General features: G+C 62.4%; 24 protein-coding genes and 2 tRNA genes. 20 read left to right on the top strand and 6 right to left on the bottom strand.

The genetic code is table 11. The features are described from left to right. Positions 1–71: 71 nt before the first annotated feature. The 12 genes from GRI97_RS08550 (at position 72) to GRI97_RS08605 (ending at position 9,918) form a co-directional block, all read left to right on the top strand. Positions 72–147: transfer RNA gene (locus GRI97_RS08550), tRNA-Ala, on the top strand. An 81-nt stretch (positions 148–228) separates the two neighbouring features. Continuing rightward, a tRNA-Ala gene (locus GRI97_RS08555) sits at positions 229–304 on the top strand. Between the two features lie 310 nt (positions 305–614). Further along, positions 615–2,069 carry a signal recognition particle protein gene (ffh, locus tag GRI97_RS08560; RefSeq protein WP_161390616.1) on the top strand — a complete coding sequence of 485 codons (1,455 nt, stop codon included), beginning with the start codon at positions 615–617 and terminating at the stop codon, positions 2,067–2,069. Between the two features lie 33 nt (positions 2,070–2,102). Beyond that, positions 2,103–2,543: a 30S ribosomal protein S16 gene (rpsP, locus tag GRI97_RS08565; protein WP_161390617.1), complete on the top strand. Its 441-nt coding sequence runs from the start codon at positions 2,103–2,105 to the stop codon at positions 2,541–2,543. Between the two features lie 113 nt (positions 2,544–2,656). After that, positions 2,657–3,148, top strand: a complete 492-nt coding sequence (gene rimM / locus GRI97_RS08570; protein ID WP_161390618.1) for a ribosome maturation factor RimM — start codon at positions 2,657–2,659, stop codon at positions 3,146–3,148. A gap of 7 nt (positions 3,149–3,155) precedes the next feature. Continuing rightward, complete coding sequence (locus GRI97_RS08575; RefSeq protein WP_161390619.1) at positions 3,156–3,737, top strand: glycine-rich domain-containing protein; 582 nt, start codon at positions 3,156–3,158, stop codon at positions 3,735–3,737. Beyond that, positions 3,715–4,557 (top strand): TIGR04222 domain-containing membrane protein, encoded by an 843-nt coding sequence (locus GRI97_RS08580; protein ID WP_161390620.1) that lies wholly within the window; start codon positions 3,715–3,717, stop codon positions 4,555–4,557. Before GRI97_RS08575 ends, GRI97_RS08580 begins: the two co-directional genes overlap by 23 nt. 63 nt (positions 4,558–4,620) lie before the next feature. Beyond that, positions 4,621–5,367, top strand: a complete 747-nt coding sequence (trmD, locus tag GRI97_RS08585; protein WP_161390621.1) for a tRNA (guanosine(37)-N1)-methyltransferase TrmD — start codon at positions 4,621–4,623, stop codon at positions 5,365–5,367. Next, positions 5,364–5,735, top strand: a complete 372-nt coding sequence (rplS, locus tag GRI97_RS08590; RefSeq protein ID WP_161390622.1) for a 50S ribosomal protein L19 — start codon at positions 5,364–5,366, stop codon at positions 5,733–5,735. The genes trmD and rplS overlap by 4 nt, the downstream gene beginning before the upstream one ends. A 161-nt stretch (positions 5,736–5,896) precedes the next feature. Continuing rightward, complete coding sequence (locus GRI97_RS08595) at positions 5,897–6,469, top strand: hypothetical protein (RefSeq protein ID WP_161390623.1); 573 nt, start codon at positions 5,897–5,899, stop codon at positions 6,467–6,469. 75 nt (positions 6,470–6,544) lie between these two features. Then, complete coding sequence (locus GRI97_RS08600; protein WP_161390624.1) at positions 6,545–8,806, top strand: S9 family peptidase; 2,262 nt, start codon at positions 6,545–6,547, stop codon at positions 8,804–8,806. Positions 8,807–8,892: 86 nt separating this feature from the next. Further along, complete coding sequence (locus GRI97_RS08605) at positions 8,893–9,918, top strand: aspartate-semialdehyde dehydrogenase (protein WP_161390625.1); 1,026 nt, start codon at positions 8,893–8,895, stop codon at positions 9,916–9,918. A 36-nt stretch (positions 9,919–9,954) separates the two neighbouring features. Here GRI97_RS08605 and GRI97_RS08610 read toward each other — a convergent pair whose 3' ends face one another. After that, positions 9,955–11,196 carry an Nramp family divalent metal transporter gene (locus GRI97_RS08610; RefSeq protein WP_161390626.1) on the bottom strand — a complete coding sequence of 414 codons (1,242 nt, stop codon included), beginning with the start codon at positions 11,194–11,196 and terminating at the stop codon, positions 9,955–9,957. Positions 11,197–11,315: 119 nt separating this feature from the next. Between GRI97_RS08610 and GRI97_RS08615 the strand changes: the two genes are divergently transcribed. From GRI97_RS08615 to GRI97_RS08630, 4 genes are all read left to right on the top strand, one after another. Continuing rightward, entirely contained in the window at positions 11,316–11,759 is a 444-nt protein-coding gene (locus tag GRI97_RS08615; RefSeq protein WP_161390627.1) for a GFA family protein, read from the top strand. Further along, entirely contained in the window at positions 11,756–12,505 is a 750-nt protein-coding gene (locus GRI97_RS08620) for an alpha/beta fold hydrolase (protein ID WP_161390628.1), read from the top strand. Before GRI97_RS08615 ends, GRI97_RS08620 begins: the two co-directional genes overlap by 4 nt. An 84-nt stretch (positions 12,506–12,589) precedes the next feature. Continuing rightward, a complete protein-coding gene (locus GRI97_RS08625) occupies positions 12,590–14,449 on the top strand; it encodes a M2 family metallopeptidase (RefSeq protein WP_161390629.1) in 1,860 nt (619 codons plus the stop codon). A gap of 47 nt (positions 14,450–14,496) precedes the next feature. Continuing rightward, positions 14,497–15,000, top strand: a complete 504-nt coding sequence (locus tag GRI97_RS08630; RefSeq protein WP_161390630.1) for a YbjN domain-containing protein — start codon at positions 14,497–14,499, stop codon at positions 14,998–15,000. A gap of 49 nt (positions 15,001–15,049) precedes the next feature. On the opposite strand, the gene GRI97_RS08635 is transcribed toward GRI97_RS08630, so the two are convergent. The 4 genes from GRI97_RS08635 to rpsF all read right to left on the bottom strand — a co-directional run bounded on the left by GRI97_RS08635 (position 15,050) and on the right by rpsF (position 17,817). Continuing rightward, positions 15,050–16,486 (bottom strand): AMP nucleosidase, encoded by a 1,437-nt coding sequence (locus GRI97_RS08635; protein WP_161390631.1) that lies wholly within the window; start codon positions 16,484–16,486, stop codon positions 15,050–15,052. Between the two features lie 128 nt (positions 16,487–16,614). Then, positions 16,615–17,217, bottom strand: a complete 603-nt coding sequence (rplI, locus tag GRI97_RS08640) for a 50S ribosomal protein L9 (RefSeq protein ID WP_161390632.1) — start codon at positions 17,215–17,217, stop codon at positions 16,615–16,617. A gap of 13 nt (positions 17,218–17,230) precedes the next feature. Beyond that, the gene (gene rpsR / locus GRI97_RS08645; protein ID WP_161390633.1) at positions 17,231–17,455 is read right to left on the bottom strand and encodes a 30S ribosomal protein S18; all 225 of its coding nucleotides are present in this window, start codon (positions 17,453–17,455) and stop codon (positions 17,231–17,233) included. Beyond that, positions 17,455–17,817: a 30S ribosomal protein S6 gene (gene rpsF, locus GRI97_RS08650; RefSeq protein ID WP_161390634.1), complete on the bottom strand. Its 363-nt coding sequence runs from the start codon at positions 17,815–17,817 to the stop codon at positions 17,455–17,457. Before rpsF ends, rpsR begins: the two co-directional genes overlap by 1 nt. Before the next feature lie 241 nt (positions 17,818–18,058). Here rpsF and GRI97_RS08655 point away from each other — a divergent pair, with 241 nt between their 5' ends. Then, entirely contained in the window at positions 18,059–18,616 is a 558-nt protein-coding gene (locus tag GRI97_RS08655) for a DUF3237 domain-containing protein (protein WP_161390635.1), read from the top strand. A gap of 51 nt (positions 18,617–18,667) precedes the next feature. Here the strand turns inward: GRI97_RS08655 and GRI97_RS08660 are convergent, their stop codons facing one another. Continuing rightward, on the bottom strand, positions 18,668–20,089 hold the full coding sequence (locus GRI97_RS08660; protein WP_161390636.1) for a glutamate ligase domain-containing protein: 1,422 nt from the start codon (positions 20,087–20,089) through the stop codon (positions 18,668–18,670). A gap of 136 nt (positions 20,090–20,225) precedes the next feature. Here GRI97_RS08660 and GRI97_RS08665 point away from each other — a divergent pair, with 136 nt between their 5' ends. From GRI97_RS08665 to fabG, 3 genes are read left to right on the top strand one after another with little or no spacing between them, the layout of a single operon-like run. Beyond that, positions 20,226–21,050, top strand: a complete 825-nt coding sequence (locus tag GRI97_RS08665; RefSeq protein ID WP_161390637.1) for an LD-carboxypeptidase — start codon at positions 20,226–20,228, stop codon at positions 21,048–21,050. A gap of 29 nt (positions 21,051–21,079) precedes the next feature. Then, on the top strand, positions 21,080–22,015 hold the full coding sequence (fabD, locus tag GRI97_RS08670) for an ACP S-malonyltransferase (RefSeq protein ID WP_161390638.1): 936 nt from the start codon (positions 21,080–21,082) through the stop codon (positions 22,013–22,015). A 45-nt stretch (positions 22,016–22,060) separates the two neighbouring features. Next, positions 22,061–22,813, top strand: a complete 753-nt coding sequence (gene fabG, locus GRI97_RS08675) for a 3-oxoacyl-[acyl-carrier-protein] reductase (protein ID WP_161390639.1) — start codon at positions 22,061–22,063, stop codon at positions 22,811–22,813. The last annotated feature ends 11 nt before the right edge of the window (positions 22,814–22,824 follow it).

A 22,824-nucleotide genomic window follows, 5' to 3' on the forward strand; every position in this document is an offset into this window, starting at 1 on the left:
CCGTCCTCTCAATAGAGGGCGGCCTCCCGCAAGGGTGGTGCTTCTTCCCAGGAAGCGCCGGATGAAATGACGGGGCCTTAGCTCAGCTGGGAGAGCGCCTGCATGGCATGCAGGAGGTCAGCGGTTCGATCCCGCTAGGCTCCACCATTTTCTTATCATCCGACTGTATTTGGGTTTCTGCCTCAATCCTGTTTGGGATTGGGTGCTTTCGACACCAGATGAAATGACGGGGCCTTAGCTCAGCTGGGAGAGCGCCTGCATGGCATGCAGGAGGTCAGCGGTTCGATCCCGCTAGGCTCCACCATTTTCCAACTTTCATGATGATGACGCGTTGCCTCGGCGCGGCGCGGATGTGTGCGCTGTGATCGCCATGGCCCACTGCCTGCGCAGGCAGAGCTTTACTCCACGGTCGGTTTCTGACAAAGGGCGCGTTCTTGCATGGGCAGGATCCTTCGGGATTCGTTCTGTGTGCTGATGATCGGGGCGATTGTCCCTCTCATTGTTATGCTGCACCGTTGTTGTGATTGGTGCTGCTGTTTTTGCCCCGCTGGCCGACGAGTTTTCGTCCGCCGGCGTTTTTCGCGTATTTCGCGATTGAGGAGTGACGCGAGGCCATGTTCGACACGCTGTCCGATCGCCTTACCGGGGTGTTTGATCGCCTGCGCGGCCGTGGCGCGCTGAACGAACAGGATGTTCGCGAAGCCATGCGCGAAGTGCGTGTGGCTCTGCTTGAAGCCGACGTGGCGCTGCCTGTCGCGCGCAGTTTCATCGACAAGGTAACCGAAAAGGCCGTTGGTCAGCAGGTGCTGAAATCGGTCACCCCGGGTCAGCAGGTCGTCAAGATCGTCAATGACGAACTCGTCGCCATGCTGGGCGGGGATGAGGTTGCGCCACTCGATCTCGATGCCCGCCCACCCGTCGTGGTGATGATGGTCGGCCTGCAGGGTTCGGGCAAGACCACCAGCACTGCCAAGATTGCCCGCCTGCTGAAGGAAAAGCAGGGCAAGAAGCCGTTGATGGCCTCGCTCGACGTCAATCGTCCGGCGGCGCAGGAACAGCTGAAGGTTCTGGGCGAACAGACGGGCGTAGCGACCCTGCCGATCATCGTCGGTCAGCAGCCGGTGGATATTGCCCGGCGCGCAATCGAGGCGGCCAAGCTGCAGGCGGTGGATGTGCTGCTGCTCGATACGGCGGGCCGCCTGCATGTCGATGAAGCATTGATGGCCGAAATGAAGGCTGTCGCATCGGTCACCACCCCGACCGAAGTGCTGCTGGTGGTCGATTCGCTGACCGGCCAGGATGCGGTCAATGTGGCGCAGAGCTTCTCTGACGAAGTGCCGCTGACCGGTGTCGTGCTGACCCGTATGGATGGCGATGCCCGCGGCGGCGCGGCCCTGTCCATGCGCGCCGTCACTGGCAAGCCGATCAAGTTTGCCGGCACCGGGGAAAAGCTCGATGCGATCGAGGCCTTCCATCCGGGTCGCGTGGCCAGCCGCATTCTCGGCATGGGCGACATCGTCGGCCTGGTCGAAAAGGCGGCTGCCGCTGTCGAGAAGGAAGAGGCCGATCGACTTGCCGAGCGCATGCTCAAGGGCAAGTTCGACATGAACGATCTGCGCAGCCAGCTGCGCCAGATGCAGCAGATGGGCGGGCTGGGCATGCTGGCCGGGCTGATGCCGGGCATGAAGAAGGCCAAACAGGCGATGGCCAGCAGCGGCATGGATGACAAGGTGCTCGTGCATCTCGATGCGATCATCGGCTCGATGACGCCGCGCGAACGCGAAAATCCGGATTTGCTGAACGCCAAGCGCAAGAAGCGGGTGGCGGCCGGTTCCGGCACCAGCGTTCAGGAAGTGAACAAGCTGCTCAAGATGCATCAGGAAATGGGGCGCGCCATGAAGCAGATCCGCAAGATGGGCGGATTGAAGGGGCTTGGCGCCCTGTTCGGCAAGGGTGGCCTGGGTGCTGCCATGCCGGGCCTTGGTGGCCCTGGCGGAGCGGGCGGGATGCCCGGCCTGCCGGGCGGCCAATTGCCGCCGGATATGCAGAATTTTCTCAAGAACAAATGATTTCAGTGAATTGACTTGGAAAGGTAAGTTTTAATGGCAACTTCTATTCGTCTTTCGCGCGGTGGCGCCAAGAAGCGTCCGTACTATCGCATCGTTGTGGCTGACAGCCGCAGCCCGCGCGACGGCAAGTATCTGGAACAGATCGGCACCTACAACCCGCTGCTCGCCAAGGATGACGCCAACCGCGTTCGCCTGAACGAAGACCGCGCCCGTTACTGGGTGGGTGTTGGCGCCCAGCCGACCGACCGCGTTGCCCGTTTCCTCGACGCTGCCGGTGTCAAGGAACGCGCTGCCCGCAACAACCCGAAGCAGGCTGAGCCGGGCGAAAAGGCCAAGGAACGCGCTGAAGAACGCGCTGCCAAGCTGGCCGAAGCCGAAGAAGCAGCCAAGGCTGCTGCCGAAGCACCTGCCGCTGAAGAAACCGCTGCAGAATCGACCGAAGAAGCTCCGGCTGCAGAACAGACCGAAGGCTGATTGGCCGATGGCTTGCCTGATCGATGTCAGGCGGGCCAGACAGGGTTGACAGACGGAAGGCGCAACCCCTGTGGTTGCGCCTTCCTTGTTTTTGCGCTGCATAGGCGCCGGATATGAACATGACTGAAAAACAGGTGACGCTCGCCGCCATTGCCGGCGCCCATGGCATAAGCGGGGAAGTGCGTCTGAAGCTCTTTGGCGAAGGGCTGGCAGAACTCAAACGGCACAAGAGCTTCAACGGCGGGGCGCTGACGCTCAAATCGGTGAAGAGCGACAACAAGGGGGGCGCGATTGCCCGCTTTGTCGAAATCACCGATCGCACGGCGGCGGAAAAACTGCGCAGCACGCTGCTGACGATCCCCCGTTCCGCACTGCCCGCCTTGGGTGATGGCGAATATTATCATGCCGATCTGGTCGGTCTGCCTGCCGTGTCGGACACCGGGGAACAACTGGGCACCGTGGTTGCGGTGGAAAATTTCGGGGCCGGCGATATCCTCGAAATCGAACGCGCGGATGGCAAGCGCTTCATGGTGCCGATGCGGGAAGAGGCTGTCCCCTCCTGGAACGAGCAACAGGCGACGATCAGCGCCGATTTTGTTGAGTAAGGCATGGATGTCACGGTCAGGTTCCGCCGCAGCCGATGATCCCGTCTGGCAGGTGCTGCGCGACTATCGGATTGGCCCGCCCGACGCATCACTGACCTTCGATCAGCGCTTGGCACGCGAAAACGGCTGGAACGCCGGTTTCGCGAACCGGGTAATCGCGGAATATTACCGCTTCTGCTTGCTTGCGATACGATCCGGCCATGCCGTGACCCCGTCGGATGCGGTCGATCAGGCCTGGCATCTGCATCTGACCTACAGCCGCGATTATTGGGAACGCTTCTGCCCTGACGTCCTCGGCGCAAAGCTGCATCATGGTCCCACGGCGGGCGGTTCGGATGAACAGACCCGCTATTACGATCAATATGCCGCGACGCTGCGCAGCTATGAACAGGTCTTTGGCGAAAATCCCCCCGAAGACATTTGGCCTGCCGCCGCGCAACGCTTCGGAAAAGATGCGCGTGCCATTCGTGTACACCCGCATGAATTCATCTTCCTTCCCCGAAAACTTGCGATTATCAGTGCCGTACTGGCCCTGCTAGTAATGGTGTTTCTTGGGGGAATCGCCGGTGAATGGATTGAATCCGTTTGAATGGACTGGGCCTGCCTTTCTTGTTCTGTACGTTGTCGCTCTGATCATCGCCTTCGGCGGCAGCGTGCTGCTGTCGCGTTGGCTGCGGCAGGATGGGCATCGCGGCGCCGCGATCAATGATGATGACATGGCCGTGCTGACCGGCGGCCGCGACCGGCTGGCGCAGACCATCACGGCCCGGCTCTATGCCTGTGGCGCAGTCCGCATCGATAGATCGGGCATTCACCTGCCGCTTGACTGGGGGCGGCATGGCAGCGCGGTTCCCAACCGCGCCGCGCTCCATCGCGATGAGCAGGATTTTGCCACCTGGCCCGATCTGCTTCGTGCAACCGTCCCATTTGCCGAACGGGTGGAACGGCGGCTGGCCGATAGCGGCCTTATGATGAACAAGGCCGATGCCCAGGGCTTCGCGCTGCAGGCGGCATTCCCCCTGATGCTGCTGATCATTTGCGCGATCCTGCGCTATGCGGAAGGCGTCCAATGGGATCGGCCCACCGGTTTTTTGGTGATTTTCGTGGTGACGACGATCGTCATCGCGATCGTCAGGGTCACAGGCTACGATCAGCGCACCAGGGCCGGCCGGGATGTTGCCATGGATGCTCAGCAACGCGGTGCGCGGTTGAAGCGGGCGCCCAATCACGACGAACTCAGCACCGCTGTGTCCCTGTTCGGCATGGCCGTGCTGGTCGGCACGCCTTTCAGCATGCTCAATGATTTTCGTTCTGCGGGCAATTCGGGCGATGGCAGCGGCGCCACCAATACCGATGCCGATGGCGATGGCTGCGGCAGTTCGGGCTGCGGGGGGTGCGGCGGCGGATAGCGGCAGGGCTTGGGGCCAGCGCGGAAAGGTGTAGAGGGGGCCTGAATTTCGGAGCCTGACTGCATGACTTTCGCCGCCACCGTGCTGACCCTTTATCCAGACATGTTCCCCGGTCCGCTTGGCCAGTCGCTTGCCGGCCGTGCGCTCCAGCGCGGTGACTGGGCGTTGAATGCGGTGCAACTGCGCGATTTTGCGCAGGACAAGCACCGCACCGTGGATGACACGCCGGCCGGGGGCGGCGCCGGCATGGTGCTCAAGGCAGATGTGCTCGCTGCCGGCATCGACCACGCGCTGGCGCTGCAGCCGGCTTGCCCCGTGCTGGCCATGACCCCGCGCGGGAAGCCGATCACCCAGGCCCGCATCCGGCAATTGGCGGAAGGCCCAGGGGTGACTCTTCTATGCGGTCGGTTCGAAGGTTTCGACGAACGCATTTTCGCTGGCCGCCCGGTCGAACAGGTCAGCCTGACCGACATTATTCTGTCGGGCGGAGAGACGGCGGCCTTGGCGATTCTCGATGCTTGCATTCGCCTGCTTCCCGGCGTAATGGGCGCGGCTTCCAGCGGTACCGAAGAATCCTTCGAAGAAGGGTTGCTCGAATATCCGCACTATACCCGACCTGTCGAATGGGAAGGGCGCACGATCCCTGAAGTGCTGCGATCGGGGGATCATGCGAAGATAGCCGCCTGGCGTAAAAGCCGGTCGGTGGAAGACACACGGTTACGCAGGCCGGACCTTTGGGAACGCTATTGTGGCGTTCGGGACCAGTCTGCCTCTGGCGCGCGGCATGAAGATAGGGATACGGATCGATGAACCTGATCCAGCAGATCGAAGCCGAAAACATCGGCAAACTGACCGAAGGCAAGGACCTTCCGGATTTCCGCCCGGGTGACACGCTGCGCGTCGGCGTGCGCGTTGTTGAAGGCGAACGGACCCGCGTGCAGAACTACGAAGGCGTCTGCATCGCCCGTTCGAACCGCGGCATGGGCAGCAACTTCACTGTCCGCAAGATCAGCTTTGGTGAAGGCGTGGAACGTGTGTTCCCGCTCTATTCGCCGAACATCGACAGCATCACCGTGGTTCGCCGTGGTGTCGTGCGTCGTGCGAAGCTCTATTACCTGCGCGGCCGCACTGGCAAGCGCGCTCGTATCGCCGAACGTCGCGATACGCAGAGCAAGTAATTCACCTGCGCCGGGCGGGGTATTCCTCGCCTGCCAGATCGAATTCGATGAAGGGGGTGGCTCGTTGAGTCGCCCCCTTTTTCGTGTCCCGAACGTTGCTCTCGCGAAAAGAGAGGAACCTGACCATGCGAATGACAATCTGTGCCGGTGTGCTTGCCCTTATGACGACGGCCTGTTCTGCGGAAACGCCCGATCAGCCCCAGTCCGATCCCGCTAGCCCTGCCGCATCTGCCCAACCGGGAGAGCCAGCCACCCCCGCCAGTCCAATCGCGGCCAGAACTTCGCAATTCTCCAAAACCACCGACTGCCGGGTCATCGAATCCACCTCCGAAGAAGGTGGATATTTCAAACACGCCTGCAACGGTCCGGCGGGCCACAGCCTGACCGTGACGGAAAGCGACCTGCGGCAGAATGTGGAGGTCAATTTCCCCGACGGTGCCACCGCCAATCTCAAGCTGTCGTCCGCGACCCAGCGCAGCGGCTTCAACAAGGTGGGGGAAACGGTCGAATGGCGCGGCACGGGAGAAGGCGCTGCCTGGAAGCCTGACGCCCTGGTGCTGCGCTATCTGGTGCAGGATCAGCCCGAAGCGACGACCGACACGCCCTATCTGCTGGTCGTAAGGCTGGACGGCACGAAAAGCTGCATCACCCATGAAGTCGCGCCGGGCGCAAGCCAGAGCGATCAGGCGCGTGCACTGGCCGATGATCCCACGGTCGGGCAATGCCTGTCGTAATTGGCCTGCAGGGGCAGAACTGGACGATCTGCCCCTGATGTTTCACAAGGCCCGCCTGGCTATCGGGTGATGTTGATGAAATTGTTGTCTCTGGCTGCTGCCGTCAGCCTCGTGGCGCTGGCCGCCCATGCACAGCCCTTGTTGGCACAGCAGCAGGACAATCAGGAGCAGATGATGACGGGTACGCAGCAGGGGGATCTGACATTTCAGCAGGTGTTCGGCAGCCCCAGCCTCAACGGCCCGGCCCCGCGTGGGGTGCAGCTTTCCCCCGATGGCCGCTGGCTGACCCTGCTGCGCAATCGGGAGGATGATCGCGAGCGCTATGATCTGTGGGGCTATGACCGGCAGAGCAGCCAATGGCGCATGCTGGTGGACAGCACGGCGATCGGCCCGGTGCGCGACCTGTCCGAAGCGGAAAAGATGCAGCGGGAACGGCTGCGGATCGGCAGCCTGAAGGGCATTGTCACCTATGAATGGGCCGCCGATGGCCAATCCATCCTCGTGCCGATCGACGGCGATCTGTTTCTCGCCGGCCTGGATGGCGGCATCAGCCGGCTGACCAACACCGAAGAGGGCGAGCTCAACCCTGCGCTCAGTCCCTCCGGCAATTACGTCTCCTTCGTGCGCGACCGTCGGCTGTGGGTCGGGACATTGGGCGCGGAGGCGGTGCCGGTCACTCCGCAAGAGGGCGAACTCGTCACCTGGGGGGAGGCGGAGTTTGTCGCCCAGGAAGAAATGGATCGCCACACCGGCTATTGGTGGGCCCCGGGCGACCGGCGCATCGCCATCGCCCGCGTGGACGAAACCCCCGTCGGCATCGTCACCCGCGCCGCCATCGGCGCCGAAGGCACGCGCACCTATCAGCAGCGCTATCCCGCCGCCGGCACGCCCAACGCCGATGTGCAATTGTTCATCAGCGATCCCGATGGGAAGCACCGCGTGCAGGTTGATCTGGGATCGGACCGCGATGTCTATCTCGCCCGCGTCGATTGGGCGCCCGATGGTTCGGCGCTCTATGTCCAGCGGCAGGATCGCGCCCAGACCCGGATCGACATGCTCAAGGTCGATCCTGCCACCGGTCGCAGCAGCGTGCTGTTCACTGAACGCGCGCGGGATGGGCACTGGATCAATCTGTCTAACGATTATCGCTTCCTGAAAGACGGCAGCCTGATCTGGTGGTCCGAACGCGATGGCTTCGGCCATCTCTGGCGCTTCGCCGATGGTGGCTGGACCCAGCTGACCCGGGGCGACTGGATGGTCACGAGCCTGGCGGGCGTGGATCAGGATCAGGGGCGGGTCTATTTCACCGCCACCAGGGATGATGTCCTGGCGCAGCAGATCTACGCCCTGAATCTGGCCGACCCCACGCGGATCGAGCGCCTGAGCGAAACCGACTACGTCAACAGCGCGAAGATGGATCGCAGCGGCAAGGCGCTGGTCGTTACCCGTCATGGCGATCTGCAGCCGCCACAGAGCTATCTGGCAGACGGGCAGGGCCAGCGTATCGAATGGATCATGGAAAACGCGCTCGACGCCGCGCATCCCTATGCCCCCCATCTCGCCAGCCACAGGGCCCCGAGCTTCGGCACCATCGCTGCGGAAGACGGCACGCCGCTGCACTGGATGATGATCACGCCGGAACTGCAGCCGGGCAAGACATATCCGGTGTTTTTCGGCCATTACGGCGGGCCGGGGAACCAGTATGTCACGCGCGGCTGGCAAGGCGCGCAGCTGCAGGCGATCGTTGATCGCGGCTATATCTATTTCGAAATCGACAATCGCGGCAGCGCCAATCGCGGGGTCGAATTCGAACGCGCGATCTATCGCGCGATGGGCGGCGTGGAAGTCGCCGATCAGCGCAGCGGCGCCGAATATCTCAAGACGCTGCCCTATGTCGATGCCGGCAAGATTGCCACCTATGGCTGGTCCTATGGCGGCTATCTGACGTTGAAGATGCTGGAGGCTGATCCCGGTCTCTACGCCGCCGGCATCGTCGGCGCGCCGGTGGCGAAATGGGAACTCTACGATACGCACTACACCGAACGCTTCATGGGCACGCCGCAGGGCGATGCCGCAGCCTATGCCCGCTCGGATGCGATTGCCGATGCGGTCAAGATCACCGATCCGATGCTGCTGATCCATGGCATGGCGGATGACAATGTGGTGTTCGAAAACGCCACCGCCATTGCCGCCACCATGCAGCATGCGGCGGTGCCGTTCGAAATGATGCTCTACCCCGGCCAGACGCACAGCGTGGGCGGCCCGGTGATCAGCGTGCATCTGTGGGAATCGATCTTCCGCTTTCTCGAACGCAATGGCGTGGCGCCGGCGGAATAACGCCCATCGGATTGATCACGGCAAAATCGCTTGCGGTGCCCCGCGCAAGGGGGCAACGCCCGCGTACATCATAGTGGAGCGTAGGAATGGGTTACCGGGTTGCGGTTGTCGGTGCGACGGGAAATGTCGGGCGCGAAATGCTGGCCATTCTGGCGGAACGGGAATTCCCGATGGACGAGGTGGCGGCGGTTGCCAGCTCGCGTTCGACCGGGATGGAGATCGAGATCGGCGACACCGGCCGCATGGTGAAGTGCAAGAATCTCGAACATTTCGATTTTACCGGCTGGGATATCGCCCTGTTCGCCGCCGGATCGGGCCCCACCAAGGAATATGCGCCCAAGGCGGCCGCTGCCGGTTGCGTGGTGATCGACAATTCCTCGCTATACCGCATGGATCCGGATGTGCCGCTGATCGTGCCGGAAGTGAACCCGGAGGCGATCGATGGGTACAAGGCACGCAATATCATCGCCAATCCCAATTGCTCGACCGCGCAGCTGGTCGTCGCGCTCAAACCGCTGCATGATGCCGCGAAGATCAAGCGTGTCGTGGTCAGCACCTATCAATCGGTGTCCGGCGCGGGCAAGGCCGGCATGGATGAACTGTTCGAACAGAGCCGTGGCATCTTCGTCGGTGATCCGGTGGAGGCGCGCAAATTCACCAAGCAGATCGCCTTCAACGTGATCCCCCATATCGATGTCTTCCTGGACGATGGATCGACCAAGGAAGAATGGAAGATGGTGGTCGAAACCAAGAAGATCCTCGATCCCAAGATCAAGCTGAGCGCGACCTGCGTGCGCGTGCCGGTGTTCGTCGGCCATTCGGAAGCGGTGAACATCGAATTCGAAAACGAGATCAGCGCCGAACAGGCGCAAGACATCCTACGCGAAGCGCCCGGCATCATGCTGGTCGATAAGCGGGAAGATGGCGGCTATGTCACCCCGATAGAGGCGGCCGGCGATGGCGCCACCTATGTCAGCCGCGTGCGCGAAGATCCCACCGTCGACAATGGGCTGACGCTGTGGTGCGTGTCGGACAATCTGCGCAAGGGCGCCGCGCTCAATGCCGTGCAGATCGCCGAACTGCTCGGCCGCCGTCACCTGAAGAAAGGCTGATCTGGAGGGATGGGCGGGGCGGCAGGGACGCCCCGCTTATCCCATCAGCGAAAGGATTTGCTGCCCTGCCAGGATCAGGAACAGCGCCGCCGATCCTGTCAGTGTGATATTCGCCAGCCAGCCATTGCGGCAATCCGCCGGCACCCGCGACGAATTCAGCAACAGCAGCAGCGTGATCGCCAGAAAGGGCATGAACAGCGCCCCGAAGGCGCCATAGATCACCGCCAGCATGAACGGCTGCTGCGCAAACAGCAGCAGCATCGGCGGGAAGGTCAGCCACAGCATATAGGCGCGGAACGCCGGGCTGCGCTCGATATCGTCCGGCACCGTCTGGCCCCGCGCCTGATAATACCAGTCGGCAAAGAACAGGCTCATCCCATGCCACACGCCCAGGATCGAGGAAAAGGCCGTGGCGGCAAACCCGACCAGGAACAGCGTGGCGATAACTGGACCAAAGCGCACCTCCAGTACATCTGACAGGTCGATCAACCCCCGGTCACCTGCCTGCAGCGCGATGCCGCTGGCATGCAGCAATTCCGCGCCCACGATCAGCATGGCGATCACGAAAATCCCGGTGACGGTATAGGCGACCGTGTTGTCGAGCCGCATCAGCGGCAACCAACCCGGTCCCTGCCAGCCCTTGACCTGGCACCAATAGCCATAGGCAGCGGTGGTCACGGTTCCGCCGACGCCCCCGATCAGCCCCATGGTATAGAGCAGCGATCCCTCGGGCATGATGAAGGTCAGGCCGGACAGCAGCCCGGGCAGGCTGGGCGCCACCAATATGGCCAGCCCCACCATGATCACGAACATGGTCCCGACCAACAGCTTCATCACGGTTTCGAACAGGGCGTAGCGGTTGAACCAGACGAACATCAGCCCCGCCAGGCCAGACAAGACCGCCCAACCCCAGAGCGGCAATGCCGGAAACATGGCTGCCAGCGGCAGCGCCGTCGCGCTCATGGCGGTGGCGCCATAGATGAAGCCCCAGATCACCACATAAATGCCGAAATACCAGCTGGTCCATCGGCCCAACGATCGCCAGCCGGCCAGAATGGTCGAGCCGGTGGCCAGATGATACCGCGCCGATCCTTCGGACAGGGCGATCTTCACCACGCAGCCCACGATCGCCGCCCACAGCAGCGCATAACCGAAGCGTGACCCGGCGATCAGCGTCGCCACCAGATCGCCCGCGCCAACGCCCGTGGCGGCAACCACCAGCCCCGGCCCGATATGACGCCATTTGCCGCTTGGCGCGGTGCCTGCCTTTTCTCCCATGGCAGCAAGCTGCACGGCTGGGCGCCTGTCGGCAAGCACTGGCTTCATATCGGAAGGTTTCGGGATCGCTCCATGCCGCCGGGCATTGCCCGGTAAAGGACCAATCGAGGAGAGGCAGAATGCAGACCATCCAGGGCGGATGCCAATGCCGCGCGGTGCGCTATCGGGCGGAGGTCGATCCGCAGAAGGCTTATGCCTGTCATTGTTCCATGTGTCGCCATGCCACCGGCGGTGCCTGGGTAGCCTATGTCGGTGTGCGCAAGGATGCCGTCCATTGGCTGGGCGAACAACCGCAGTGGTATGTCTCCTCCCCCATTGCGCACCGTCCTTTCTGCGCCCGTTGCGGCACGCCACTGGGTTTTGCTTTTCGCGAAGGGGATACGATGGATCTGACCCTGGGCAGTTTCGACGACCCGGCGGCGTTTCGCCCAACGGAAAACTATGCCACGGAAAGCATGCTGGATGGCTGGGTAGATCTCACCGGATTGCCGGGCCAGCGCAGCACGGACAATGATGATGTCGTCCGCCGCTGGCATGCGGCCGGGCTGGAGGTTCCCGAATGATCAGCACCCATCGCGTCGAAAGTTTTGATGGAACCAGCCTGGCCGTGCATCGGCTGGGCACTGGCCGGCCGGTGTTGTTGCTCCATGGGCTGTTTTCCAGCGCGGAGGTGAACTGGATCAAATATGGCCATGCGCAAACGCTGGCCAATGCCGGCTTTAGCGCAATCATGCCCGATCTGCGCGTTCACGGCCAAAGCGAAAAGCCGCAGGATCCGGCATCCTACCCCTCCGATGTGCTGGTGCGCGATGTGCGTGCCGTGGTCGATGCGCTCGGTCTCGATGATTTCGATCTGGTCGGCTTCTCGCTCGGCGCGCGCACGGCGGCGCGGGCGGTGCTCGATGGCTTGGTCCCGCGCCGGCTGGTCCTGGCGGGCATGGGGCTGGAAGGGCTGGCCGGCTGGGCCGATCGCGCCGCCTTTTTCATTGATGCGATCGATCGGTTTTCGGAAATAAAGCATGGCGATCCGGCATTTTATGCTGTGCAGTTCATGAAGCAGATGAAGATTGATCGCGTGGCGGCGCGCTTGCTGCTGCATTCGGTGGACGATACCCGCACCGAAGAACTGGCGCAGATCACCATGCCCACGCTGGTTCTGTGTGGTGACAAGGATCGTGACAATGGTTCACCGCAGGCACTGGTGGATGCCCTGCCGGATGCGCGATTGGCCACCATCCCGGGCACCCACATGGGTTGCGTGGTGGAACCGGCCTTGGGGCAGGAGATTGCCCGCTTCCTGACAGACTGATTCTACCGACTTGATTCAACGCCCCTGCAGGTCCAAACCGGTCGCATCAGAAACCATAATGATTTGTCTCAGGGATTTCGCAACATGAAGTCGCTCGCCTCCGTCGCACTCTTTGCGCTCGCCGCTGGTTTGGGAGCACCCGCCATGGCCCAGCAATCCACGCCAACCGCTGCCACGCCTGCATCGGCCGCTGCAGCCTTCCCGATGACTCCGCAGGGGGCAGCCGACTTCATCGCTGCTGCGGAAAAGGACTTCGCCGATTTCAGTGTCGAGGCGGCGCGCGTTTCCTGGATCAATTCGACCTATATCACCGAAGATACCGATGCGGTGATGGCTGTCTACGGCGCACGCGCGACCGAGAAATCGGTCCAATATGCGCTCGACGCGGCCCGCTATGCCCAGGTGCAGGGGCTGGATCCGGAGGTTGAGCGCAAGCTGACCATGCTGCGGACCGGTATCGTGCTGCCGGCGCCGACCACGCCCGGCGCCGCAGCGGAGCTGTCGACCATCTCCACCAATCTGCAATCGGATTACGGCAAGGGGCGCGGCACGCTGAACGGCCAGCCCGTCAATGGGTCGGACATAGAGGCTGAAATGGCAGTGCTGACGCACACGCCGGCCGAATTTGCCGAAATGTGGACCAGCTGGCACGACAATGTCGGCGCGCCGATGAAGGATGACTATGCCCGCATGGTCACCATCGCCAATGAAGGCGCGCGCGAACTCGGCTTTGCCGATGCCGGCGCTATGTGGCGTTCCAATTACGACATGGATGCCGATGAATTCGCCGGCATGACGGAAAAGCTGTGGCAGGAATTGCAGCCGCTTTACCTGTCGCTCCACACCTATGTCCGTTCGCGCCTGAACGAGAAATATGGTGAGAGTGTTCAGCCTGCTGCAGGCCCGATCCGCGCCGATCTGCTGGGCAATATGTGGGCCCAGCAATGGGGCAATATCTATCCGCTGGTCGCGCCGCAGGGCGCCGGCGACATCGGCTATGATCTGACCGCGCTGATCGAAGCCAAGGGTATGAGCGAGATCGACATGGTCCGCGCAGGGGAGGGGTTCTTCTCCTCGCTCGGTTTCGAACCGCTACCGGAAACCTTCTGGCAGCGCAGTCAGTTCGTGAAGCCGGCTGATCGCGAGGTGATCTGCCATGCCAGCGCCTGGGACATCGACAATCTGGATGATCTGCGGATCAAGATGTGCATCAAGAAGAATGCCGATGATTTCGTGACCATTCATCACGAGCTGGGCCATAATTATTATCAGCGCGCCTATAACGGCCAGGATTTCCTGCATCTCAACGGCGCCAATGACGGCTTTCACGAAGCCATTGGCGACATGATCGCGCTCTCGATCACGCCCGAATATCTGGTGCAGATCGGCATGCTCGATCGGGCGGCGGTCCCTGGCCCGGAAAAGGATATCGGGTTGCTGTTGCAACAGGCGCTGGACAAGGTGGCCTTCCTGCCCTTCGGCCTGCTGGTCGACAAATGGCGCTGGGGTGTGTTCGACGGCACGATCACGCCGGACAATTACAACCAGGCCTGGGTCGATCTGAAGCGCGAGTATCAGGGCATCACCCCGCCGGTCGATCGTCCGGCTGATGCTTTCGATCCCGGCGCAAAATACCACATCCCCGGCAATACGCCCTACATGCGCTATTTCCTGGCCGGCATCCTGCAGTTCCAGTTCTACAAGGCCGCCTGCGATCAGGCGGGCTGGACCGGGCCGCTGCACCGCTGCAGCTTCTATGATAACAAGGAAGTTGGCGAACGGCTGAATGCCATGCTGGAAATGGGCGCCAGCAAGCCATGGCCCGATGCGCTCGAAGCCTTCACCGGATCACGTGAAATCAGCGGCGCGGCGCTGGTCGAATACTTCGCCCCGTTAAAGCAATGGCTGGATCAGCAGAACGCAGGTAAGCCAAGCGGCTGGTAACACGTGCGATTCCCTCGTGCGGACCTGCGCATTATTGGGGGCCACGCATGCGTTACTTGGCAGTTCTTGCGGCAGCCGGCCTTGCGCTGGCTGCCGTTCCGACCTTGGCGCAATCCAAATCCAACGCAGTCACTGCCACCGCGAAAGATCCGGCAGGCATTGTGCGCCTGTTGCAGCAGGCAGGCCATACCGCCAGTCTGACCACGGATGATTGGGGCGATCCCAAAATAGAGATGCAGCTGGCGGGACGGAGCGGGGCGATCCTGTTCTATGATTGCGATGAAACCACCCACGACAAATGCCGATCAATCCAGTTTTCTGTCGGCTTCGACCGGGCGAAGCCAATGCCGTTCAGCATGTTGAACGATCTGGTCCGGTCACAGCGTTTCATGGCCATGTATCTGGATGATGAGGGGGATCCCTTCATGCAATGGGATATCATCATGGATGAAGGCATTCCCTCTGCTGTGTTTCTAACGGCCGTGAAGGATTTCGAAGGCCGGGTTGAATATGCCGCAAATGTCATTTTTGCCGAAGAGCGGGGCCAGTAATTGCCGAAGCCCATATCGGCGGGGCAGGGCGCCCTGTCCAATTGGCTTATCAGCGGAACGGAGGTTCGTTGAAGGCGCGCAGCTTGCGGCTGTGCAGCCTGGGCCCTTCGGCGCGCAGCAATTCGCAGGCGCGGATGCCGGTCTGCAGATGTCCGGCAATCGCCTGCTCATAAAAATGATTGGCTTGGCCGGGCAGCTTGATTTCGCCATGCAGCGGCTTGTCGGACACGCAGAGCAGCGTGCCATAGGGCACCCGGAAACGGTAGCCCTGCGCCGCCACAGTGGCACTTTCCATCTCGATCCCCACCGCACGGCTTTGCGACAACCGCCGGGCCATGTGGGTGAAGCGTAGCTCCCAATTGCGATCGTCGGTGGTCACGACCGTGCCGGTGCGCATCCGCTGCTTCAGATCGGTGCCCTGCGCGCCGCTGATTTCCTCCGCCGCCTGCGCCAGCGCCAGCTGCACCTCGGCAATGGCGGGCAGGGGGATTTCGGGCGGCAGCACGCTGTCCAGCACGTGATCATCGCGCAGATAGGCATGGGCGAGCACGAAATCGCCGATCTTCTGGCTCGGCCGCAGGCCGCCGCAATGGCCGATCATCAGCCAGGCTTCGGGGCGCAGCACCGCCAGATGATCGGTGATGGTCTTGGCGTTGGAAGGGCCGACGCCGATATTGACCAGGGTGATCCCCAGATTGGCGCCTGCCATCAAATGATAGGCGGGCATCTGATACCGCCGCCAGGTGGTTTCGGACAGCAGCGCGCGGGCATTGCCGGTCGGTCGATCAATCATCAGCCCGCCGGCGCCGGCCAATGCGGTATAGGTACCTTGGCCGATCTGCTCCCCGGCCCAATCGACGAATTCATCGATATAGCGATGGTAATTGGTCAGCAGCACGAAGCGTTGGAAATGGCCCGGGGCGGTGCCGGTATAATGCGCCAGCCGGGCGAGGGAGAAATCGGTCCGCAACCCATCGAACAGCGACAGGGGGAAACCGGTCGATCCGCCGCCCATGTCGATACTGTCGGCCACCTCGTCGCCGATCAGCGCCAGTTCGGTGGTGGGGAAATGACGCGCCAGCTCCGCCGGCTGCACATTGGCCATGGCGCTGCCCAGCTGACCGTCCAGCACATAGGGGAATGGTATTTCCTGCCGCGATGGGCCGGTGGTGATCTCGACCGTATGATCATTCAGGATCAGATCGAGCTGTTCCTGCAGATAGCTGCCGAACAAATCCGGCCGCGTTATCGTCGTGGTGTAGGTGCCGGGCTCTTCCAACCGGCCAAATGCCCGCTGCCGGTCGCCCCCGCCGCGTTCCCCGTGATAATGAATCTGCAGCCGGGGATAGGCATAGCTCCCATCCTGCCGCCGTTCCGTCGGCGGAACGGTGCCATGTTCGGCAAAGGCGACGATATCGTCGCGCAGCCGCCCCACGGCGGCGGTGTAGATATGCTGCAGCTCGGCGATGATCGTGCGTGAGTCCATTAGCCAAGGCTAGCCCATTGCACCGGCGGCGCAATCATCATCCGGCCAGGGCAGCGCCGGATCGCGGGCACAAAAAAAGGGCGCGATCCTTGCGGAACGCGCCCTCTTGTTCAGCTTGAAGAAGCGCCTCAGGCGGCGTCTTCGTCTTCGCCCAGCAGCTCGGCGGGGATTTCGCCCGGCTCGAGGTTGGGGTCATAAGCTTCGGTGAAGCCTTCGCCTTCGGCGCGGTCTTCGTCGTTCAGCTGTGCAATGACGTCGACGCCCTTGCTCTGCAGTTCGGCTTCGTCATCCGAACGGGCGACATTCGCCTTCACGGTGATACGAACTTCCGGGTGCAGCGCGATGGTCACGTCGAACACGCCCAAGGTCTTGATCGGGCTGCCCAGGATGACCTGGCGCTTGTCGACCTTGTGGCCCTTGGCTTCCAGAGCGACGGCGATGTCACGCACGCTCACCGAACCATACAGCTGGCCGGAGTTGGAAGACGAACGGATCAGCACGATTTCCGTACCGGCGATCACTTCGCCAGCGGTTTCGGCATCGCTGCGGCGGGTTGCGTTTTCAGCTTCCAGACGTTCGCGATTGGCTTCGAAAACCTTGCGGTTCGCATCATTGGCGCGCAGCGCCTTCTTCTGCGGCAGCAGGAAATTGCGTGCGTAACCGTCCTTGACGGTAACGACGTCGCCGATGGCACCGAGCTTTTCGATGCGTTCGAGCAGGATGATATCCATCTGTCCGCGCTCCTTACTTCACGATGTAGGGCAGCAGGCCCAGGTGGCGGGCGCGCTTGATCGCCTTGGCCAGTTCACGCTGCTTCTTGGCAGAAACGGCGGTGATGCGGCTCGGCACGATCTTGCCACGTTCGGACATGAAGCCCTGCAGCAGGCGCACGTCCTTGTAATCGATGATGGGGGCATCCTTGGCCGAAAACGGGCAGGACTTGCGACGACGGAAGAAGGGGCGTGCCATCAGTTGCGCTCCTCACGGTCACGGCGCTTGCGGTCGCGCTCGTTCTTACGCATCATCACAGAGGGACCTTCCTCATGCTCTTCGACGGCGATCGTCAGCCAGCGGATGACGTCTTCGTTGATCCGGTTCTGGCGTTCCAGCTCTGCCACCGCGGCGCCCGGGCCTTCGATGTTGAGCATGACGAAATGCGCCTTGCGGTTACGGTCGATCTTGTATGCGAGGCTCTTGAGGCCCCAGGTCTCGGTCTTGGTGACCTTGCCTTCGTTCGCTTCCACGATTTCCGTGATGGCGGCGGCAAGCGCATCAACCTGAGCCTGGCTCAGATCCTGGCGCGCGAGAAAGACATGCTCATAACGAGCCATGCTTCGCTTCCTTCCACTATGCCGATCGTTGGCGTTCCCACCCGTATGGCAGGGGCCCCTCCGGCTTTCTTCGAAAATCCCGCAGGCCGGTTGCCGCGCGGGAAGCGGGCCACATAGCGCAAACCGTGCCGATTGCAAGGCAACATCGCCGCGCTGCGCATCCGGTTGCAATGGGCCTTTCCCTGCCGGCCGGCGGCACGCTATCGCTGGCGGCGTTAATCAACCGTGGGAGGGAAACTATATGACTGCAGCCTTTGGATGGAAAGCAGGACTGACCGGATGCTTGCTCGCAGCGCTCGGCGCATCAGGCACGGCGGTGGCACAGAGCCAGCCGTCGCCGTCAGCGACCACCGCCCCGACGCTGGAATTCGTGTTGGAAGAGATCGTCACGCTGGGCGAATCCATTGCGCCTGGAACCACCTCGCGCGGTGTGCGCAACATCATCCCCATCACCGGCGGCACCTTTACTGGCCCGGGCCAGGCGGGAGAAGGGATGAAGGGGGAGATCATGCCCGGCGGCTGGGACTGGCAACTGACCCGCGCCGATGGCTGCCGCGAAGTGGTGGCCGACTATTTCCTCAAGACTGACGATGGAGTGGTCATCAATGTCCGCAACACCGGGTCGATCTGTCCGCCCAACGCCGATGGCACCCCTAATCCGGTTCGCACCCATCCGGTGTTCGAAGCACCGCAGGGCAAATATGATTGGCTTAATCGCACGACATTTGTCGGCACGCTGGAAGGCACGACCACCGCTACCGGGCGCGGCGTGCATATCCGCTTCTTCCGGGTGCGTTGAGAATTGGGGCCGCAGTGCGGCCCCAATGACCCTTGCTGGTAAGCGCGCGGCTCAACTCAGGCGGGCGAGCAGATCCTGCGCGAAGCTGGTCAGCGTATCATCGCGGGCGCCCATGATTGCGATCCTGTCACCAGGGCGGGCAATGCTGACGATGTAATCTCCGCAGGCGGCCCGATCGGCAATGTAGCTGGCGCGGCCGCCGCGCTGTTCGATCAGTTGCACGATCCGCTCGCTGCCTTCGCTGCGATCGACCGTGCCGCCGAAATAGACCGGATCGCACAGCAGGGTCACATCGTCCGGCCCCAGCTCCTCAGCAAACACTTGCGCCAGTTCATGGCCCATCTGCCGCAGCGGACCATAACCATGCGGCTGGAAGAAGGCGATCACGCGCCCCTCATGTCCCTTCAGCGTGCGCAGCGTGGCGCGGCATTTTTCCGGATTGTGCCCGAAATCGTCGATTACCGTAATGCCCGCCGGGCTGGTGCCGATGATATCGAAACGCCGGCCAATGCCCTTGAAGCTGGACAGGGCGATGGCCGCGTCATGCACATTGACCCCGCCTGCCACGGCGGCGGCGATGGCGGCCAGCGCGTTGGACAGATTGTGCCGGCCAGGCATGCCCAACCGCAAAGGGTGGGCAACATCCTGTCGCCGGTCGACCACCAGTGCATATTCGCCGGTCGGTTCGGATGCGATGCTGTCCGGCTCGATTCCGATCGTGGCGCGCCGATTGTCGATCCCGAAGGTGATCAGTCCGGGGATACCTTCGCCCAGCGACAGCGCCTCGGTATCGTCGGCATTGACCACGGCCCGACGCCCGGCGAGCAGGAAGTTGCGGAACAGCACCCGCAGCTGTTCCATGCTCATATGGTCCAGGCTGACATTCAGCAGCAGCGATACAGCGGGGCGATAGAGCGCGATCGAACCGTCGCTTTCATCCACTTCGGACACGAAGCTGCGACCATGGCCGATGCGTGCGCTCGCGAAGGGAAATTCAGGCGTGACGAAATTCTTCATCACCGCGCCATTCATGATCGTGGGGTCGCCGCCGATCTGATGCATGATCCAGCCGAGCATGCCCGTGACCGTGGATTTGCCGCTCGTCCCGCCCACGGCCATGCCTTGCGGCGCAGAATTGAACAGGCGTGCCAGCAATTCGGCCCGTGTCATCCGCGTGCAACCCAGTTCTTTGGCGCGGATGATTTCCGGCACCGTATCCTCGATCGCTGCCGAGGCGACCAGCACCTGTTCTGCCGAAGTGATTCCGCTGCCGTCCTGTGGGAACAGGGTGAAGCCCTGCTGCGCCAGCCAGGCGAATTTTTCCGGCGTCCGGCCCTGGTCATGGCTGCGGTCGGAACCGGAAACCTTGGCGCCGCGCGCCTTCAGAATTGTGGCAAGCGGCAACATGCCGGACCCACCGATGCCAGAAAAGAACCAGGGGTGGGCGGTGAGGGCGGCAGCAGGTGTCGTCATGCCGCTGTTCCTAGGTTGCTGCGCGCTCCGACTCAACAATTCCGTTGATGAAAAGCGCGCATTTGGGCCAGTTTGCATCGGCAAAAAGCGGCCTGCTCTCCTTCGCGGTCCGGGTGATTATCTGTATGGAGGGGGGATGACCCGCATCGCCATCTGCGCACCCGCCACCCCGATCAGCCGGGAAATTGCCAGCCAGGCCCTGCGGCTGGTGGACGAATTCCCCGGTCTCTCGCTTGATTTCCATGAACAATGCTTTGCTCAGAATGGGCATTTTGCCGGCCCCGATGCCTTGCGACTGTCGGCCCTGCTGGAATGCGCCAACGATCCCGCTTTCGATGCCGTCTGGCTCGCCAAGGGCGGCTATGGCGCCAATCGCATCGCCCTGCCGGCGATCGAGGCCATGACCGACGCCGCGCGGGACAAGATCTATCTCGGCTATTCCGATGGTGGCTATCTGCTCGGCGCGCTCTATCGCCATGGTATCGGTCGGCCGGTGCATGGCCCGATGGTGGTTGATCTGCGCCGGCAGGGCGGGGTTGATGCGATCCGTCGTGCGCTGGCCTATTTTGCCGGCGATGTTGCTGGGCTCGAACCCTCGCTCGATGACCGGCCGACCGTCGCCTTCAACCTGATGACCCTGGCCATGCTGTGCGGCACCCCGCTGATGCCCGATTTGACCGGACATGTTGTGATGGTGGAGGAGGTGTCGGAACATCTCTATGCCGTCGATCGGCTGATGTTCCACGTCACATCGCAATTGGGTAATATCGCCGGCCTGCGCCTCGGTCGGGTTAGTGCGGTGCCGGAAAATGACCGGCCATTTGGCGCCGATCCGGAACAGATTGCCCGCTATTGGTGCGATCGGGCGGCTATACCCTTTCTCGGCGCAGCAGATATCGGGCATGACAGTGCCAACAGGATCGTGCCCTTCGGCCTTGCCGGATCGCGCGAGCTTCCATAGGCGCGTCGCCCGATAAAGGAGTTTGAGCGATGACCGCATTCGTATTTCCCGGCCAGGGCAGCCAGAAGATCGGCATGGGCGCAGATCTGGCCGAAGCCAGCGCCGCCGCGCGCGAGGTTTTCGAAGAAGTCGATGAGGCGCTGGGCCAGAAGCTGTCGCAGATCATGCGCGAAGGGCCCGAAGCCGATCTGACGCTGACCGAAAATGCCCAGCCAGCGATCATGGCCAATGCCATCGCGGTTCAGCGCGTGCTGGAAAAGGATTTCGGCGTCTCGATCATCGACAAGGGTGATTGCGTCGCCGGCCATTCGCTGGGCGAATATACCGCGCTTTGCGCTGTCGGTGCTTTCTCTCTGGCCGACACCGCCCGCCTGCTGCGCCAGCGCGGCCAGGCCATGCAGGCCGCCGTGCCGGTCGGCGTGGGCGCCATGTGCGCGCTGCTGGGCGCAGACATCGCCAAGGCAACCGCCCTGGCAGAAGCGGCTGCAGAAGGCGAAGTCTGCGAAGTCGCCAATGACAATGATCCGGGCCAGGTCGTCCTGTCCGGCCATCGCGGCGCGATCGAACGCGCCGTGGCATTGGTGAAGGAACACGGCATCAAGCGCGGCGTGCTGCTGCCGGTCTCCGCCCCGTTCCACTGTTCGCTGATGGCGCCGGCCGCCGATGTCATGGCCGACGCGCTGGGCAAGATCCCGCCGCAGACCCTGCGCCTGCCGCTCTACGCCAATGTCACCGCCTCGTTGATCAGCGATCCGGCGGCAGAGCGTGACCTGCTGGTGCAGCAGATCACCGGCCGCGTCCGCTGGCGCGAAAGCGTCATCGCCATGAAGGACGCCGGCATCGAACGCTACGTCGAACTCGGCGGCAAGGTGCTGGGCCCGATGATCGGCCGGACCGTGACCGATGTGGAAGTCATCAGCGCCATCACCATGGCCGACATCGAAGCGCTGGCCAAAACCCTTTGAGTGCGCGCCGTTTCGCGCAAAACTCCGGATCGGGAGAATTTAGAAATGTTTGATCTTTCGGGCATGACCGCGCTGGTAACCGGCGCGTCGGGCGGTATCGGTTCCTCCATTGCGCGCTCGCTCGCGCGGCAGGGGGCGCGGCTCGCTCTGTCGGGCTCCAACTCGGCGAAGCTGCGCGCTTTCCGTGATGAACTGAACGCCGAATTCGGCCATGATCACGTGGAAATCACCTGCAATCTGTCCGATACCACCCAGGTGGAAGAACTGATCCCGGCGACGCTCGATACGCTTGGCAAGATCGATATCCTGGTCAACAATGCCGGCATCACGCGGGACAATCTGGCGATGCGGATGAAGGATGATGAATGGTCGCAGGTGATCGCGATCAATCTGGAATCGACCTTCCGCATCATGCGCGCGGCGGCCAAGCCGATGATGAAGGCCCGCTTCGGCCGGATCATCACCATCACCAGCGTCGTGGGCGCCACCGGCAATCCGGGCCAGGTCAATTATGCAGCGGCCAAGGCCGGGCTGGTCGGCATGACCAAATCCTATGCGCAGGAAGTCGCGAGCCGCGGCATCACCGCCAATTGCGTGGCACCCGGCTTCATCCGCACCGCCATGACGGAGGTCTTGCCCGACGCGCAGAAGGAAGCGCTCAATGCGCGCATCCCGATGGGGCGGATGGGCGAAGGGGATGATATCGGCGCCGCCGTGGCCTTCCTTGCATCACGCGAATCCGCCTATATCACCGGGCAGACGCTGCATGTGAACGGCGGAATGGCAATGATGTCCTGATTCCATCAGGA

This window comes from Croceibacterium xixiisoli (assembly GCF_009827305.1).
Classification (GTDB): Bacteria; Pseudomonadota; Alphaproteobacteria; order Sphingomonadales; family Sphingomonadaceae; genus Croceibacterium_C; species Croceibacterium_C xixiisoli.

What these genes read in the sequence shown, in the direction of transcription:
- ffh (WP_161390616.1), top strand. Translation starts at nt 615, where the DNA reads ATGTTCGACACGCTGTCCGATCGCCTTACCGGGGTGTTTGATCGCCTG.
- rpsP (WP_161390617.1), top strand. Translation starts at nt 2,103, where the DNA reads ATGGCAACTTCTATTCGTCTTTCGCGCGGTGGCGCCAAGAAGCGTCCG.
- rimM (WP_161390618.1), top strand. Translation starts at nt 2,657, where the DNA reads ATGAACATGACTGAAAAACAGGTGACGCTCGCCGCCATTGCCGGCGCC.
- GRI97_RS08575 (WP_161390619.1), top strand. Translation starts at nt 3,156, where the DNA reads ATGTCACGGTCAGGTTCCGCCGCAGCCGATGATCCCGTCTGGCAGGTG.
- trmD (WP_161390621.1), top strand. Translation starts at nt 4,621, where the DNA reads ATGACTTTCGCCGCCACCGTGCTGACCCTTTATCCAGACATGTTCCCC.
- rplS (WP_161390622.1), top strand. Translation starts at nt 5,364, where the DNA reads ATGAACCTGATCCAGCAGATCGAAGCCGAAAACATCGGCAAACTGACC.
- GRI97_RS08595 (WP_161390623.1), top strand. Translation starts at nt 5,897, where the DNA reads ATGACGACGGCCTGTTCTGCGGAAACGCCCGATCAGCCCCAGTCCGAT.
- GRI97_RS08600 (WP_161390624.1), top strand. Translation starts at nt 6,545, where the DNA reads ATGAAATTGTTGTCTCTGGCTGCTGCCGTCAGCCTCGTGGCGCTGGCC.
- GRI97_RS08605 (WP_161390625.1), top strand. Translation starts at nt 8,893, where the DNA reads ATGGGTTACCGGGTTGCGGTTGTCGGTGCGACGGGAAATGTCGGGCGC.
- GRI97_RS08610 (WP_161390626.1), bottom strand. Translation starts at nt 11,196, where the DNA reads ATGGGAGAAAAGGCAGGCACCGCGCCAAGCGGCAAATGGCGTCATATC.
- GRI97_RS08615 (WP_161390627.1), top strand. Translation starts at nt 11,316, where the DNA reads ATGCAGACCATCCAGGGCGGATGCCAATGCCGCGCGGTGCGCTATCGG.
- GRI97_RS08620 (WP_161390628.1), top strand. Translation starts at nt 11,756, where the DNA reads ATGATCAGCACCCATCGCGTCGAAAGTTTTGATGGAACCAGCCTGGCC.
- GRI97_RS08625 (WP_161390629.1), top strand. Translation starts at nt 12,590, where the DNA reads ATGAAGTCGCTCGCCTCCGTCGCACTCTTTGCGCTCGCCGCTGGTTTG.
- GRI97_RS08630 (WP_161390630.1), top strand. Translation starts at nt 14,497, where the DNA reads ATGCGTTACTTGGCAGTTCTTGCGGCAGCCGGCCTTGCGCTGGCTGCC.
- GRI97_RS08635 (WP_161390631.1), bottom strand. Translation starts at nt 16,486, where the DNA reads ATGGACTCACGCACGATCATCGCCGAGCTGCAGCATATCTACACCGCC.
- rplI (WP_161390632.1), bottom strand. Translation starts at nt 17,217, where the DNA reads ATGGATATCATCCTGCTCGAACGCATCGAAAAGCTCGGTGCCATCGGC.
- rpsR (WP_161390633.1), bottom strand. Translation starts at nt 17,455, where the DNA reads ATGGCACGCCCCTTCTTCCGTCGTCGCAAGTCCTGCCCGTTTTCGGCC.
- rpsF (WP_161390634.1), bottom strand. Translation starts at nt 17,817, where the DNA reads ATGGCTCGTTATGAGCATGTCTTTCTCGCGCGCCAGGATCTGAGCCAG.
- GRI97_RS08655 (WP_161390635.1), top strand. Translation starts at nt 18,059, where the DNA reads ATGACTGCAGCCTTTGGATGGAAAGCAGGACTGACCGGATGCTTGCTC.
- GRI97_RS08660 (WP_161390636.1), bottom strand. Translation starts at nt 20,089, where the DNA reads ATGACGACACCTGCTGCCGCCCTCACCGCCCACCCCTGGTTCTTTTCT.
- GRI97_RS08665 (WP_161390637.1), top strand. Translation starts at nt 20,226, where the DNA reads ATGACCCGCATCGCCATCTGCGCACCCGCCACCCCGATCAGCCGGGAA.
- fabD (WP_161390638.1), top strand. Translation starts at nt 21,080, where the DNA reads ATGACCGCATTCGTATTTCCCGGCCAGGGCAGCCAGAAGATCGGCATG.
- fabG (WP_161390639.1), top strand. Translation starts at nt 22,061, where the DNA reads ATGTTTGATCTTTCGGGCATGACCGCGCTGGTAACCGGCGCGTCGGGC.